The 14,608-nt window shown below is 39.9% G+C and carries 11 protein-coding genes; 6 read left to right on the top strand and 5 right to left on the bottom strand.

From position 1 onward, the window contains the following. Nucleotides 1-6 precede the first annotated feature (6 nt). The 3 genes from ACQFX9_RS21540 to ACQFX9_RS21530 all read left to right on the top strand — a co-directional run bounded on the left by ACQFX9_RS21540 (nucleotide 7) and on the right by ACQFX9_RS21530 (nucleotide 1,562). Complete coding sequence (locus ACQFX9_RS21540) at nucleotides 7-180, top strand: hypothetical protein (RefSeq protein ID WP_427158358.1); 174 nt, start codon at nucleotides 7-9, stop codon at nucleotides 178-180. 422 nt (nucleotides 181-602) lie between these two features. Continuing rightward, the gene (locus ACQFX9_RS21535) at nucleotides 603-1,097 is read left to right on the top strand and encodes a hypothetical protein (RefSeq protein ID WP_427158357.1); all 495 of its coding nucleotides are present in this window, start codon (nucleotides 603-605) and stop codon (nucleotides 1,095-1,097) included. Between the two features lie 45 nt (nucleotides 1,098-1,142). Beyond that, nucleotides 1,143-1,562 (top strand): hypothetical protein, encoded by a 420-nt coding sequence (locus ACQFX9_RS21530; protein WP_427158355.1) that lies wholly within the window; start codon nucleotides 1,143-1,145, stop codon nucleotides 1,560-1,562. Between the two features lie 441 nt (nucleotides 1,563-2,003). Here the strand turns inward: ACQFX9_RS21530 and ACQFX9_RS21525 are convergent, their stop codons facing one another. Then, on the bottom strand, nucleotides 2,004-2,720 hold the full coding sequence (locus ACQFX9_RS21525) for a heme oxygenase (biliverdin-producing) (RefSeq protein ID WP_427158354.1): 717 nt from the start codon (nucleotides 2,718-2,720) through the stop codon (nucleotides 2,004-2,006). Between the two features lie 358 nt (nucleotides 2,721-3,078). Beyond that, nucleotides 3,079-3,459, bottom strand: a complete 381-nt coding sequence (locus tag ACQFX9_RS21520) for a hypothetical protein (protein ID WP_427158353.1) — start codon at nucleotides 3,457-3,459, stop codon at nucleotides 3,079-3,081. A gap of 187 nt (nucleotides 3,460-3,646) precedes the next feature. Between ACQFX9_RS21520 and ACQFX9_RS21515 the strand changes: the two genes are divergently transcribed. Continuing rightward, the gene (locus ACQFX9_RS21515) at nucleotides 3,647-4,348 is read left to right on the top strand and encodes a cyclase family protein (protein ID WP_427158352.1); all 702 of its coding nucleotides are present in this window, start codon (nucleotides 3,647-3,649) and stop codon (nucleotides 4,346-4,348) included. 86 nt (nucleotides 4,349-4,434) lie between these two features. Continuing rightward, the gene (locus tag ACQFX9_RS21510) at nucleotides 4,435-8,430 is read left to right on the top strand and encodes a leucine-rich repeat domain-containing protein (protein ID WP_427158351.1); all 3,996 of its coding nucleotides are present in this window, start codon (nucleotides 4,435-4,437) and stop codon (nucleotides 8,428-8,430) included. Nucleotides 8,431-8,539: 109 nt separating this feature from the next. Here ACQFX9_RS21510 and ACQFX9_RS21505 read toward each other — a convergent pair whose 3' ends face one another. Both ACQFX9_RS21505 and ACQFX9_RS21500 read right to left on the bottom strand, forming a co-directional pair. Continuing rightward, a complete protein-coding gene (locus tag ACQFX9_RS21505) occupies nucleotides 8,540-8,926 on the bottom strand; it encodes a hypothetical protein (RefSeq protein ID WP_427158350.1) in 387 nt (128 codons plus the stop codon). Between the two features lie 598 nt (nucleotides 8,927-9,524). Further along, complete coding sequence (locus ACQFX9_RS21500) at nucleotides 9,525-9,911, bottom strand: endonuclease domain-containing protein (RefSeq protein ID WP_427158349.1); 387 nt, start codon at nucleotides 9,909-9,911, stop codon at nucleotides 9,525-9,527. A gap of 887 nt (nucleotides 9,912-10,798) precedes the next feature. Here ACQFX9_RS21500 and ACQFX9_RS21495 point away from each other — a divergent pair. Further along, the gene (locus ACQFX9_RS21495) at nucleotides 10,799-13,861 is read left to right on the top strand and encodes a COR domain-containing protein (protein ID WP_427158347.1); all 3,063 of its coding nucleotides are present in this window, start codon (nucleotides 10,799-10,801) and stop codon (nucleotides 13,859-13,861) included. 608 nt (nucleotides 13,862-14,469) lie between these two features. Here ACQFX9_RS21495 and ACQFX9_RS21490 read toward each other — a convergent pair. Then, nucleotides 14,470-14,595 (bottom strand): hypothetical protein, encoded by a 126-nt coding sequence (locus ACQFX9_RS21490; protein ID WP_427158345.1) that lies wholly within the window; start codon nucleotides 14,593-14,595, stop codon nucleotides 14,470-14,472. Nucleotides 14,596-14,608: the final 13 nt, after the last annotated feature.

Genomic DNA, 14,608 nt, shown 5'->3' with positions numbered 1-14,608 from the left:
TACCCAATGACGGCAGTTGCTACAACTTTGGAAACCAAAGTAACGCACTGCCTCCCCAATGCCCAATTCCCAATTCGCAATGCTGCTGATGATGTGGGGGTGTTTAAAGCAAAATTGCATAACCGTATGACGATATCGGAGCGAAATGCAGCGACGGTAAGGCATTCAACTAGTAATTAACCCAATGAGCGATCGCGGTTTTGGGCGGGAAATAGATTTATCACGACATCGAAGTGAAATGCACCAACGGTAAGGCATTGAGTCACCAATGAGCTAAAAGTGCGATCGCCTTGGTTGGCGGTTTATGGGAGTATGACGACATCAAAGCGAAATGCTTCGATTTTTACCGAACTTGCGTCTACCAAGTTTCAAGGTCTTTGGGATGATTGATGTTTAAACCCCTTGCTTAATTCTTGCCCATCTCCCCCGAAAAAATCGCTCTCCTATAATTGATTATTTTTATACTTTTATGCTGTTGATCTTCTTTTTAAGGGTATCTACGGTTGGTGCAAGATGTGAGTAAAATTATACTGAAAATGTCATTGTTTGTTTAGTTCATTTAATGTCTTGAATATACATATATTACAGGTAATAATCAAATCATGTACAACGAACTGAAAGATAAAATCACATTTTTAAGCACACAAGTAAGCCAAGAAGTTGACAGTGTGAACGAATTAGAGGTTAAATCCAATAACACAAATAAATTCACATTCAAAGCTCTCGAAATAGATAATGCTCTAAAAAGCAAAAAAGAATCTATTGTTCGCTGCAAGTTAAAAGCTAATCAAGTAGAAAAAACAATCTCTACAATGAAGGATATCCAAGATTTAATTTCAAAAGAGCAGAAAGATGAGCTAGAAAAAAAACAGTTCTATTTACGTGATAAACTTGAAGAACTTGAAAGAAGTTATAATGAGACATATAAAAATTTGAGAGACAATCTGTGGATTCAAGCTCTTGATTTTATAAATCAAATATTAGGAAATATTAAAGAAATTTCAAATTCAGTTTTACAGTGGCAATTTAGTGAAATCGTCGAAAAGCATTTTCTACCGTCTTTTTTAAGAAAGTTATTACCTTTTTCTCGCTCTTAATTTAATTTTATTAAAATATAAGTATTTTTTGTGAGTGGCTAAAAGATGGAAAGAAATGCAGCTTATGAAAAATTAGTGAATGACATTAAAAAAAAGTTGATATATCTAGAGAATGAAGTTAACTCAATTCCAAATTTTCTGAATCCCAAGGATGTATTTAATATCCTTATAAAAAATAACTTTAATCCTTTAAACATTATTAATTCATTTGATGAAAAAATAAAAGAATTATCAAGTGAAATAGATAAGCTGAGATCAAAAGCACAAAACGGTATTGATTACTATACTCTAGGTTGTAAAAACACAAGCTCACCTACACAGGTCAATCAAGAAAGCGAGAATATCCAAGAGTATGGGTATTTGTCACAGTTTATAGACATTTTAACTGAAATTGATTTTCTTGATGAAAAATTATGCAATAAAAATTTTCGTCAGTTTATGGACAAAGTAAGTCCTAAAATGTAGTTTATATGGTTCTTCATTACTTGTTATGCTGAAAATGTCTATAAATTAGCTCATATCCTTTGCTGGGCAAGGAAGACAGCTTTTAATCTTGACGTTTTAGATTTTGGGAGAAAATCTAGGCTTGAACTGCCTGAAACCCTTGATTTTAAAGGCAAATCCCTAATTTGAGTTTAAATTTTAGCATAACACCTACGGAAGAGCCGTTTATATAAATATTCAATAATAATGTAAATGTAATTACATAATTACATTATCTCTTTGACTCCGACTCAACTAAAGCAATCATATAGCCCAAAACATTAGGGGCAACTTCCTCAAGAACATCTGCTAAAAGCAGAAGAACCTGGGGAGTTTGCCCCTAAATTTTACTTAAACTTACTTTACAAAAGTTTACTCTTTACCATTCTCCGAAATTCAGCCTTAATGAATTGCGAATTGATATTACTCAGCAGTTGCTAGTTCAGTGCTACCGCGTGTGCGTTTACGAGTTAAGGTGTTGTACAACATCACACCAATGGCTTTGATTAAGTTACCTTCTAGTTCTTGGAACATCTTCATGTTCATCCCAAAGGCGGCGTTAGCTTCATCAACAATGCGATCGCCTGTGGCATCATCTAGAGGTAGTTCATCTAAAGTTTGGCGATATTTTGCTTTAAATGCCTTCTCGTCGGTAATATCTGCAAATTCATAGAAGGCTGTACCTTGGCCATCATTGAGGTTCATGGCTGTTACAGCAATGTTTTTGAGAATTTGTCCACCAGATAAGTCACCCAAGTAACGGGTGTAAGAATGGGCAATTAATAATTCTGGTTCGGTAGCAGAAATTTCTCGAATGCGTTTGACATAAGCTTCCCCGGCTGGAGATAACTTGACTTGTTCCCGCCAGTTAGCACCATAGTAGTAACTTAAGTCTTGTTCTAAGGTATGCTTACGGTTGAGTTGGGTAAAGTTAATTTTAGAAACAATCGGATGCTGGGAGTGCTTTTCCATCTCCTCTTCCATCGCTGAGTAGATGTAGTAGAAGTTAGCCACTAACTTCCGGTAAGAGCTTTTCTCTACTACTCCTTTTAAAAAGCATTTGACAAAACCCACGTTTTCTGCCATTGTGTGGGCTTTCTTTGTACCAACACGCAGTTTGTTTGCTAAATTGCTGCTCATACTAAAATTCTCAACTTTAAAGGTTCAACTGCCGGGGTTGTAAATTACAAACGGCTAAAAAATACCACTAAAAAGTTACATTAGAACTATTTGATGAGAATTTATATTAAAAATTTTTAAGCAATTACAACCAGTAGCTAGTAGCTAAATACTGTTGGCATGGCAGAGTCTGCTTAAACAGAGTAAAATAGACACACTCAAAAACCCAGACTTTGTAAATCTGGGTTCGTAAAATTAGGCAATATTTAGACTGTAACTAGTATTAGACCAAATTCTCCAAAATTAGGAAACAGATGCAAAGCTTGAAACCCAGATGGTGTCTGAATTGCGAATTGCGAATTGCGAATTGCGAATTGTATTAGACATCACCACAATAGTTTGTAGCAATTAATCGATTATTTCTGTAAACCAAAACTTTGCCGTAACCACTATCTTGCACAGCAGCATACAGATAATTACCATTTCTAAATCTGTAAACTATATTGCCATCGCCGTCGCGTCTGGCTGTGCCACCATTGAGTAAAAGACTAGGACGTTGTAGAGTTGTGGGGATATTATATGCTGCGTAGCGTAGTGTACCATTGTTGAGGCGAGAAACCTCAATGTATACATTTTTAGCACTACAACTAAATTGTGTGGTTGCAGCGTGGGCAGCAGGAGAGATTCCGAGTGTAGCAGTTAATATGGAAGCGGTTCCTGTAACTGTAGCTAAAATAGCTGAAAGTGCTTTTGTGTTCATAAGAAGTAATGTTTAAAAGCTTGTATGCTTCAGCTACAAAACTCAGTTACGAGTTTTCGGATTTTAGGAAGAAAAAAATTAAATTGATTCAGTTTGTAGTCAGGACTTTAGTCCTTTTTCGTTCGCGGAGCGTCTTGTAGAGAGAACTGAAGTTCTTACTACGAACCTTTATTCACTCTCTGCTTTTATGCAAATCACCTATTCCAGAGTTATACACCTTAGTCATGTCATTGATGAATATATCCCTCAATGGCCAGGTGATCCGCCAGTAAAGTTTACAACTGTGGCGGAAATTCCTGATGATGGCTATTATTTGCGGGGTTTTTCGTTAGGTGAACATAGTGCTACTCATATTAACGCCCCTAATAGCTTTTTGACGTATGGTGCCGGTATTGATCAATACCCTGCGGAATCATTGGTTTTGCCGACGATAGTGATTGATATTAGTCAAGTTACGGCTGATAATTCTGATTACACCTTAACTATTGCTGATATTTTGGCTTGGGAAGGAGAATATGGCCAAATTGAAAGCGGTAGTGTAGTGCTACTTTACACAGGTTGGCAACATAAATGGGGAGACAAACAGGCCTTTTTAAATCAAGATGCTGGAGGGATGATGCACTTTCCAGGGTTTAGCAGTTATGCTACAGAATTTTTACTCAATCAACGGCAAATTGCAGGCGTGGGAATTGATACACATGGTGTAGATCCTGGAATTGATAGTAGCTTTGCAACTAACCGTCTAGTTTTGGCAAAGTCTGGTATTGTGTTAGAAAATTTGACCAATTTAGACCAGTTACCGCCCAAAGGTACTACATTAGCGATCGCAGTTCTTAGATTACGTGGTGGTTCGGGTTCTCCTGTGGGTGTGTTGGCTTTTGTACCCTAGCTTATACCAATTTTGGATTTTGGGATTTTGGATTTTGGATTTCAGAACTGAAAAAATAGGTGAGACAATCAATTTTAACGATGTAAATGACCAAAGAAGAACTGCTGCAAATTATTGCACAAGCTGCCAAAGACAATGTGACAGAATTAGACCTTTCTTTCAAAGGCTTAACAACACTGCCACCGGAAATTGGTCAACTTACTAACCTGCAAACGCTCTTCCTCTGGGGTAATCAACTGAGCAGTCTGCCACCGGAAATTGGAAAACTGGTCAACCTGCAATCGCTCGAACTCAGCAGTAATCAACTGAGCAGTCTGCCACCGGAAATTGTCCAACTGGTTAACCTGCAATCGCTCGAACTCAGCAGTAATCAAATGAGCAGTCTGCCACCGGAATTTAGAAAACTGGTCAACCTGCAAACGCTCGACCTCAGATTTAATCAACTGAGCAGTCTGCCACCGGAAATTGGAAAACTGGTCAACCTGCAATCGCTCAACCTCTACAATAATCAACTGAGCAGTCTGCCACCGGAAATTGGAAAACTGGTCAACCTGCAAACGCTCCACCTCCAAGAGAATCAACTGAGCAGTCTGCCACCGGAAATTGGAAAACTGGTCAACCTGCAAACACTCCACCTCCAAGAGAATCAACTGAGCAGTCTGCCACCGGAAATTGGAAAACTGGTCAACCTGCAAACGCTCCACCTCCAAGAGAATCAACTGAGCAGTCTGCCACCGGAATTTGGAAAACTGGTCAACCTGCAAACGCTCCACCTCCAAGAGAATCAACTGAGCAGTCTGCCACCGGAATTTGTCCAACTGCTCAACCTGCAAACGCTCGACCTCTACAATAATCAACTGAGCAGTCTGCCACCGGAATTTGGAAAACTGGTCAACCTGCAAACGCTCGACCTCAGCAGAAATCAACTGAGCAGTCTGCCACCGGAATTTGTCCAACTGCTCAACCTGCAAACGCTCCACCTCCAAGAGAATCAACTGAGCAGTCTGCCACCGGAATTTGGAAAACTGGTCAACCTGCAAACGCTCCACCTCCAAGAGAATCAACTGAGCAGTCTGCCACCGGAATTTGTCCAACTGCTCAACCTGCAAACGCTCGACCTCTACAATAATCAACTGAGCAGTCTGCCACCGGAATTTGGAAAACTGGTCAACCTGCAAACGCTCCACCTCTACAATAATCAACTGAGCAGTCTGCCACCGGAATTTGTCCAACTGCTCAACCTGCAAACGCTCGACCTCTACAATAATCAACTGAGCAGTCTGCCACCGGAATTTGGAAAACTGGTCAACCTGCAAACGCTCGACCTCAGCAGAAATCAACTGAGCAGTCTGCCACCGGAATTTGGAAAACTGGTCAACCTGCAAACGCTCGACCTCAGCAGAAATCAACTGAGCAGTCTGCCACCGGAATTTGGAAAACTGGTCAACCTGCAAACGCTCGACCTCAGCAGAAATCAACTGAGCAGTCTGCCACCGGAAATTCGGCAACTGGTCAACCTGCGATATCTCGACCTCAGCAGAAATCAACTGAGCAGTCTGCCACCGGAATTTGGAAAACTGGTCAACCTGCAAACGCTCCACCTCTACAATAATCAACTGAGCAGTCTGCCACCGGAAATTCGGCAACTGGTCAACCTGCGATATCTCGACCTCAGAAGTAATCAACTGAGCAGTCTGACACCGGAAATTCGGCAACTGGTCAACCTGCGATATCTCGACCTCAGAAGTAATCAACTGAGCAGTCTGCCACCGGAAATTGTCCAACTGGTCAACCTGCGATATCTCGACCTCAGCAGTAATCAACTGAGCAGTCTGCCACCGGAAATTCGGCAACTAAAAAACCTGGAAAAACTTGACCTTCGTAGAAATCCAGTTCCCATTCCGCCTGAGATTTTGGGGTCAAAGAACATATTTGAAGATCCTGGTGATGTAAACAAAATCCTTAATTTCTATTTCCAGGTACAAGACCCAGCCGAAACCGAACCTTTATATGAAGCCAAATTCTTAATTGTTGGCGAAGGGGGAGCAGGTAAAACATCTTTAGCCAAGAAAATCCAAGACGAAAATTACCAACTCCAACCAGATGAAGAATCAACCGAAGGTATAGAGGTTATCCGTTGGCACTTTACCCAACCTAACGGTCAAGACTTTCGTGTGAATATCTGGGATTTTGGCGGACAGGAAATCTATCACCAAACCCATCAATTTTTCCTCAGCAAGCGTTCTCTTTATGCTTTAGTAGCGGATGACCGCAGAGAAAACACTGATTTCTACTGGTGGCTAAATGTTGTCGAACTCCTCAGCGATAAAAGTCCAGTTCTGATTATCAAGAACGAAAAACAAGACTGCCAATGTGAAGTCAATGAACGCCAGTTACGTGGAGAGTTTACCAATCTCAAAGAAGTTTTGGCTACTAACTTAGACACCAATCGCGGTTTAGCAGAAATTAAAGACGCAATTCAGCTTTACATCAGCAGACTTCCCCATGTTGGCACACCGCTACCAAAACTCTGGGTGAGAGTCAGAGCCGCATTAGAAAACTATCCCCGTAATTACATCACCCAAGAAGAATACTGCAATCTTTGCCGAGTCAATAATTTAACAGACCGCAAAGATATGCTGCGGTTGAGTAGCTATTTACACGACCTTGGTGTTTTTCTCCACTTCCAAGATGATGCCACACTCAAACACTACGTCATCCTCAAACCAGAATGGGGAACTACTGCGGTTTACAAAGTTTTAGATAATGATACTGTCAAGCAAAACCTTGGTTGTTTTACACAAGATGACCTAAAAAATATTTGGCAAGATGATGAATATTCCCAAATGCAAGATGAACTGCTGCAATTAATGATGCGGTTCAAACTATGTTACGAAATTCCTAGCCGTCCTGGTACTTACATCGCGCCGCAATTACTTTCCATTGAACAACCTGACTATACCTGGAACGACACCAACAATTTAATACTTCGCTACACCTATGACTTCATGCCGAAAGGTATGATTACCCGTTTTATTGTGGAAACACACCCTTGGATTGAATGGCAAAAACACGTTTGGAAAACTGGCGTTGTTCTCCACAAAGACCAAACTCGCGCCGAAGTCATAGAAAATTACAATCAGCGAGAAATTAAAATTCGTGTAGCCGGAAATCGCAAAAAAGAACTTATGGCAGTTGTCACCCATGAATTAGAAAAAATCCACAAGTCTTATGAAACTTTAAAATATCAAACTCTAGTTCCCTGTAACTGTGAAATGTGCATAAATCTGCCAATTCCTCATTTTTATTCTTTGGAATCTCTCCGCAAACGCTTAAATGCTCGTCGCTATCAAGTTGAATGCGAAAACAGCTATGAAATGGTAGATGTGCGTAGATTAATTGATGATGTGATGTTCACCTCCGAACGAGAATATGAGGAAATCAATCCTCAAGTAACGCGTTTACAAAAGCAACTAGAACAAGAGAGAGAACAACATAAAATGATTAATTCATCCACATCAGAATATGAGAAGGAAATCTTTATTTCCTATGCTTGGGGTGGAGAAAGTGAAACCTATGTTAATCACTTAGACGAAGTTTTACAAACTAAAGGCATCACCATTATTAGAGATAAGCGAAACTTAGGTTATAAAGGTCTCATTAAAGCATTTATGGAAAAGATTGGACGGGGTAAATGTGTAATTGCTGTGATTAGTGATAAATATTTAAAATCGCCCAACTGTATGTTTGAATTGGTGCAAATTGCTAAGAATGGTGAATTTTATGACCGAATTTTTCCGATTGTGTTAGCAGATGCCCAAATTTATAAACCTGTTGCAAGAATTAAATATATTAAACATTGGGAAGACCAAATCAAAGAATTAGATGAAGCCATGAAAGGAGTTTCCGCCGCTAATTTACAGGGATTTCGAGAAGAAATTGATCAATACACCGAAATTCGCAACACCATCGCTGAACTTACCAACCTGCTGAAAGATATGAACACCCTCACCCCCGACATTCACAGCGAGTCAGAATTTGAGGAATTATTGCAGGCGATTAGCAACCGCATAGATGAGTAAAATTAGATGTCATGTGGGTTGGGTTGACGTAAGGAAACCCAACACCAAAATCTTTGTTGAGTTTTTAAGATAAATGTTGAGTTAAGCGCAGCGCAACCCAACTTACATTTCATGCCGTTGTTGTTGACTCCGCAGGTACTACCATAGACTTAGCTACTGATGGACGTGGTTTTTTGCGGTCTGATTTGCGCGTTCCACCAGCCATCCCATATTCATCACTATTTTTGCCATAGCGAGACGCAACACCTAATAACATATGCTCAGAATAATCATTTAAAGCACGTTCCGCTTCTAGTAAAGCATTCTGCGTTTTCTCTACTATTGCTCGTGCTTGATTATAAGCCGCTAACTTATCTCGTAACTCACTAACCATATTTTTGTAAGTAGCGACTGACAAGCCATTACCAAAATCTAAGTCAGAGTTAATCGTCTCCAATCTTTCAATCCGACGTTCAGCTTTAGTCAGTGCAATTGAGTCTCGTCTCCGTTGCGACATAAGATTTTCCTTTTGGCAATGTAGTGAATATGAAAGACTAATGTTAATCAACACTTAGTTCTTTAGCTACCATTAGAGTACGCAATCAGCAGATGTACTAGCTTGAGTAAAGCTACAGAATTTTTTAATTATTTAGATTGAGCAGTTATAAGTAGATTTGCTGTTTAGATAAGGTATATGAGTTAAAAGTAACACCGTGTGCCAGTTATTTTGATGCGCCTAAATCCCCATTTAACAGTGAACAGTGAACAGTAAACAGTTATCAGTGATCTATTTATCCCTGGTGAAACACCACACCTCCAGGTGGAATGCGTTGGTGGCGGGTCTAAATCCCCCACCTGTTACTGAGCTTGTCGAAGTATACGCCTGATAACTGGTAACTGATAACTGATAACTGATTTAAAAGGGTGATTTTGATTCTACTCCTTATGGTGTATATATATCTGGGTGCTGGGTGGGAAATGTGGTTTGATCCCCCTAAATCCCCCTTAAAAAGGGGGACTTTGATTGTTTTTTTGTTATCCCATTTTCAAATGACAAATGGTGCAAAGAATTGAATTGAGTGTGGGACTTTAATTCTTTTCTTGTTCCCCCATTTTTAAGGGGGGTTAGGAGGGATCAACTCCTGTATCTGCTGACACACACTATTAAACTCATTTAAAACTTGACTATTCGTAAACCTAATAACCCTTAAACCATAGCCTTCCAGAATCTGCGTTCTCTCCAGATCATAATCTTGACCTTCATCTGTAAAATGGCTATCCCCATCAATTTCAATAACTAGTTGTAAATTAGGACAGTAAAAATCAACTATAAAATGATGAATTGGTCTTTGTCTTAAAACCCGAAATTGAAAATCTCTCAGATACTCACACCATAGCTTTTTTTCTGCTGGGGTCATGTTTTTGCGAAGTTCTTTTGCTCTTTCTACAAGCTTTGGATTGTAAGGTAAATGAAAATCGCCAGTTTTGAGGTTTTTCGTCATATTTGCTAGTGTTTATCCAGCTAGAATGCTTGAAAGCATGGTTTTGATCCCCCCTAACCCCCCTTAAAAAAGGGGGGAACAAGAAAAAACATCAAAGTCCCCCTTTTGAAGGGGGATTTAGGGGGATCAAACCATATTTTCCACCCAGCACCCAGATGTGTGTACACCGTAGCCTGAAACCAGAAAAAACATCAAAGTCCGCCTTTTGAAGCTACAGTCTACACACAAGTCTTCTCACTTGATCCTGCATCGTTTTGATCCCCCCTAACCCCCCTTAAAAAAGGGGGGAACAAGAAAAACATCAAAGTCCCCGTTTTTAAGGGGGATTTAGGGGGATCAGAGTTTCAATAACAAGCCGCACATCCCGCAAATTAGATTCACGAGTTCTCAATCAGATTTACGACTCAGAAATTAGATTCACGAGTTTTAAATCAGATTTACGACTCAAAAATTAGATTCACGAGTTCTAAATCAGATTTACAACTCAGAAATTAGATTCACGAGTTCTAAATCAGATTTACGACTCAGAAATTAGATTTACGAATCGTATATTAGGTTCACGAGCAATCAACAAGCATTATCAGTTAAAATAAAGCTTTTATACTCCATAAACTTCTTGTTAATCGCTGCTATGGCTGATACCTTTGAATTAAATTCATTTTTGTAGCTGGTTTTCCGTAGTGCCTTTTGACTCCGGCTCAAAGCAACGTGACCCTCGTGTTACCATTGCAGCAAATCTGTTTGCGCTTCTACGGAATCAGGTACGCGGTTCTAGTTGTCGTGTTTCTCTTGCAGACAATGACGGTACTTTATGTAACTGTGGTGTTTGCAACATCCGTAAGTCAGAATTGAAAAAACAGGTGAGACAATCAATTTCAACGATGTAAATGACCAACGAAGAACTGCTGCAAGTTATCGCAAAAGCTGCCAAAGACAATGTGACAAAATTAAACCTTTCTTACGAAGGCTTAAAAACATTGCCATCGGAAATTGGTCAACTAACCAACCTGCGATCGCTCAATCTCCAAAGTAATCAACTGAACAGTTTGCCACCGGAATTTGGACAACTGGTCAACCTGCGATCGCTCAACCTCTACGGGAATCGACTGAGCAGTCTGCCATCGGAATTTGGACAACTGGTCAACCTGCAATCGCTCTCCCTCAGCATTAATCAACTGAGCAGTCTGCCATCAGAAATTGGACAACTGGTCAACCTGCAATCGCTCTCCCTCAGTGTTAATAAACTGAGCAGTCTGCCATCAGAAATTGGACAACTGGTCAACCTGCAATCCCTCGACCTCCGTAGAAATCAACTGAGCAGTCTGCCACCGGAAATTGGACAACTGGTCAACCTGCAATCCCTCGACCTCAGCAGTAATCAACTGAGGAGTCTGCCACCGGAAATTGGACAACTGGTCAACCTGCAATCCCTCGACCTCCGCAGAAATCAACTGAGCAGTCTGCCACCGGAAATTGGACAACTGGTCAACCTGCAATCGCTCTCCCTCGGTCGTAATCAACTGAGCAGTCTGCCACCGGAAATTGGACAACTGGTCAACCTGCAATCGCTCAACCTCGAAAGAAATCAACTGAGCAGTCTGCCACCGGAATTTGGACAATCGGTCAACCTGCAATCGCTCGACCTCAGCAGTAATCAACTGAGGAGTCTGCCACCGGAAATTGGACAACTCAAAAATCTACAAATTCTTGCTCTTGAAGATAATAACTTGATCAATTTACCGTCAGAAATACAGAAACTAACTAAACTCGAAAAGCTAGATTTACGCGGTGAAGGCAATGCTCAGTTGCAAATTCCGCCGGAAATCTTAGACGAGTCATGGGACAATTTAGGCGAACCAGCCAAGATTCTGAGCTATTATTTCTCTCTGCAAGCCGGACAAGAAAAACCCCTCAACGAAGCTAAAGTATTGCTGGTAGGACAAGGTGGCGTTGGTAAAACTTCTCTAGTTAAACGGCTGATTCATAACCTTTTCGACCCCCACGAAAATAAAACAGAAGGGATTAACATCCAAAATTGGCAAGTAACTATTAATCATCAACCTATCCGGCTCAATGTCTGGGATTTTGGCGGACAAGAAATCATGCACGCCACCCACCAATTTTTTCTCACCAAACGCAGCCTCTACTTATTAGTCTTAGATGCGCGTGTAGATGAACGACAAAACGAACTAGAATACTGGCTGAAAATTATTCACAGCTTTGGTGGTGATTCGCCAATTATTATTGTTGGCAACAAAATTGATCAACAATCCCTCGACATCGACCAAAAGGGACTACGCAACAAATACCACAACATTAAAGATATTGTCTCTGTTTCCTGCGCCACTGGAAGAGGTATACCAAAATTGCAGTCAATTATCACCCGTGAACTGGCAAAGATAGAACATATTCATGACCCTTTACCCCTAAGTTGGTTTCAAGTCAAAACCCGCTTGGAAGCGATGAAACACAAGAAAAAAGACTATATTTCTTACACAGAGTACCAAGATTTATGTCATAAAGAGCAGGTTACAGGTGATCTCAATCAATCCACACTCATCGAATTATTGCACCGTCTTGGCATTGTTCTCAACTTTCGTGACGATGATCGCTTAGAAGATACTAACGTCCTCAATCCCATATGGGTAACAAATGGTGTCTACAAAATCCTCAATGATAATCTTTTACTCACACAATTTCGGGGAATTTTAGGACGAGAGCAACTCAACCGCATTCTCAATGACCTTTGCTATCCCCGCAACAAGCAACTATTCATTGTGGATATGATGAAAAAGTTTGAACTTTGCTTTCTGTTAGAGAATGGTACAGGTGATGATCGCTTCCTCATTCCTGATTTGTTACCCAAATCAGAACCCAGCACAGGTGAATGGGAAAATGTTTTAGCCTTCCAATATCATTACAACGTCCTTCCCAACAGTATTATTTCTCGCTTCATTGTCAGGATGCACCACTTAGCAGATAGACAAACTTGGTGGCGGAGTGGAATTGTGTTGAAATATCGCAATAACCGCGCCTTAGTCAAAAGCGACAGAGAAGACCAAAAGATATTTATCTCTATTAGTGGTCAAAAATCCACGAGACGAGAACTATTAGCAATAATTCGTTCCGAATTTAAAGCAATTCACAAAACTATCAAAGGCTTAATAGCTGATGAGAAAGTACCCATACCTGGGCATCCCAATATTATTGCAGACTACAAAAACTTACTAATTTATGAGGAAAAAGGTTTATTCTATATTCCTCCAGGCTTAACAGAAACCTTCGACCCCAAAGAATTACTTGATGGTATTGAATCGCCTACACAACGAGTAGAAAGACAACGCAACGACCGAGAAATATTTAAGGAAATACCTGAACTGATATCAGAAGAATATGAGAAAGAAATCTTTATTTCCTATGCTTGGGGTGGAGAAAGTGGAACCTATGTTAATCACTTAGACGAAGTTTTACAAACTAAAGGTATCACTATTATTAGAGATAAGCGAGACTTAGGTTATAAAGAACGGATTAAAGCCTTCATGGAAAAAATCGGGCGTGGTAAATGTGTAGTTGCTGTGATTAGTGATAAATATTTGAAATCACCCAACTGTATGTTTGAACTGGTGCAAATTGCTAAGAATCATAAGTTTAGCGATCGCATTTTTCCAATTGTATTAGCAGATGCAAAAATATACGACCCTATTGATCGACTTCAGTATGTCATCTATTGGGAAGAAAAAATTAAAAAATTTGATGATGAGTTAAAAAAGGTATCTGCTGCTTACCTAGAAGGTTTTAGAGATGACATTGACTCGTACAACGAAATTCGCCAATACTTACCAAGACTAGCTAACACGCTTAAAGATATGAATACCCTTACTGCTGACGTTCACAGTGAGGGAGAATTTGAGGAATTAGTACAGGCGATTAGCAAGCGTATTGATGAGTAAAATTAGATGTCACACTGCTATAGGACTCATATTTGATTTCTGAAAAAAACTCCGTACACTTTTGTTCCTTCTTACCTGTTCCCTGTTCCCTTCTTACGCAAATCATTTCAATAATCAAGTCGGATTCCTATATATAAGTATGGTAAGCTAATCAGCATTTAAGTTGCATAAAGCCAGGGCTAAAGCCCTTACTACAAACGAATCAGTCTGGAAAAATGAATGACGATTAGCTTATGAAGGCAGTTTTTTGATTCCCTGATCCTTTGTTCAGAATAATGGCTGATTTTTTGTCTGACTAAAGTCCTGACTACTAACTTTGAATGTGGAAGTGCGCTTCACAAAAATATATATAGAAGAAACTTATAGATATCAGAAGAAAATCAAAATGTGTAATTAATGATGCAACTGCCAATTCACACTAAGATAAGAATTAGACGAAAAATTTGTAAAGAGGGGTAAATCTATGAGTTCAATTGATGGTGTCCTCTTGACTCTAGTAAATACAGTTGTGTGTCTGACGTTGCCAAAGCTCCTGTCTGTAGTTTTAGCTACAAAAAATCAGAAGCCCAGTACATCAAAATCTGCCACAGAAACGCAAGATACTGCTTCTAGTATTCCCAGTTACGTAGACATAGCTTCTTAAGAATAGCAGCTAGCGATCGCACCTCAAAAGTTAACAATCGCAAATCACCAAAAAAAGCTACAAACAACTTCTCTACAACAGTAGTTTTCATGGATGCGATCGCT

Origin of the sequence: Aliinostoc sp. HNIBRCY26, assembly GCF_050235535.1 — a bacterium.
GTDB lineage: Bacteria > Cyanobacteriota > Cyanobacteriia > Cyanobacteriales > Nostocaceae > Trichormus.
This window is presented reverse-complemented; position numbering and strand designations above follow the sequence as displayed.

Coding starts and splice junctions, on each gene's coding strand:
- ACQFX9_RS21540 (WP_427158358.1), top strand. CDS start 7: ATGACGGCAGTTGCTACAACTTTGGAAACCAAAGTAACGCACTGCCTC.
- ACQFX9_RS21535 (WP_427158357.1), top strand. CDS start 603: ATGTACAACGAACTGAAAGATAAAATCACATTTTTAAGCACACAAGTA.
- ACQFX9_RS21505 (WP_427158350.1), bottom strand. CDS start 8,926: ATGTCGCAACGGAGACGAGACTCAATTGCACTGACTAAAGCTGAACGT.
- ACQFX9_RS21495 (WP_427158347.1), top strand. CDS start 10,799: ATGACCAACGAAGAACTGCTGCAAGTTATCGCAAAAGCTGCCAAAGAC.
- ACQFX9_RS21500 (WP_427158349.1), bottom strand. CDS start 9,911: ATGACGAAAAACCTCAAAACTGGCGATTTTCATTTACCTTACAATCCA.
- ACQFX9_RS21530 (WP_427158355.1), top strand. CDS start 1,143: ATGGAAAGAAATGCAGCTTATGAAAAATTAGTGAATGACATTAAAAAA.
- ACQFX9_RS21520 (WP_427158353.1), bottom strand. CDS start 3,459: ATGAACACAAAAGCACTTTCAGCTATTTTAGCTACAGTTACAGGAACC.
- ACQFX9_RS21515 (WP_427158352.1), top strand. CDS start 3,647: ATGCAAATCACCTATTCCAGAGTTATACACCTTAGTCATGTCATTGAT.
- ACQFX9_RS21525 (WP_427158354.1), bottom strand. CDS start 2,720: ATGAGCAGCAATTTAGCAAACAAACTGCGTGTTGGTACAAAGAAAGCC.
- ACQFX9_RS21490 (WP_427158345.1), bottom strand. CDS start 14,595: ATGAAAACTACTGTTGTAGAGAAGTTGTTTGTAGCTTTTTTTGGTGAT.
- ACQFX9_RS21510 (WP_427158351.1), top strand. CDS start 4,435: ATGACCAAAGAAGAACTGCTGCAAATTATTGCACAAGCTGCCAAAGAC.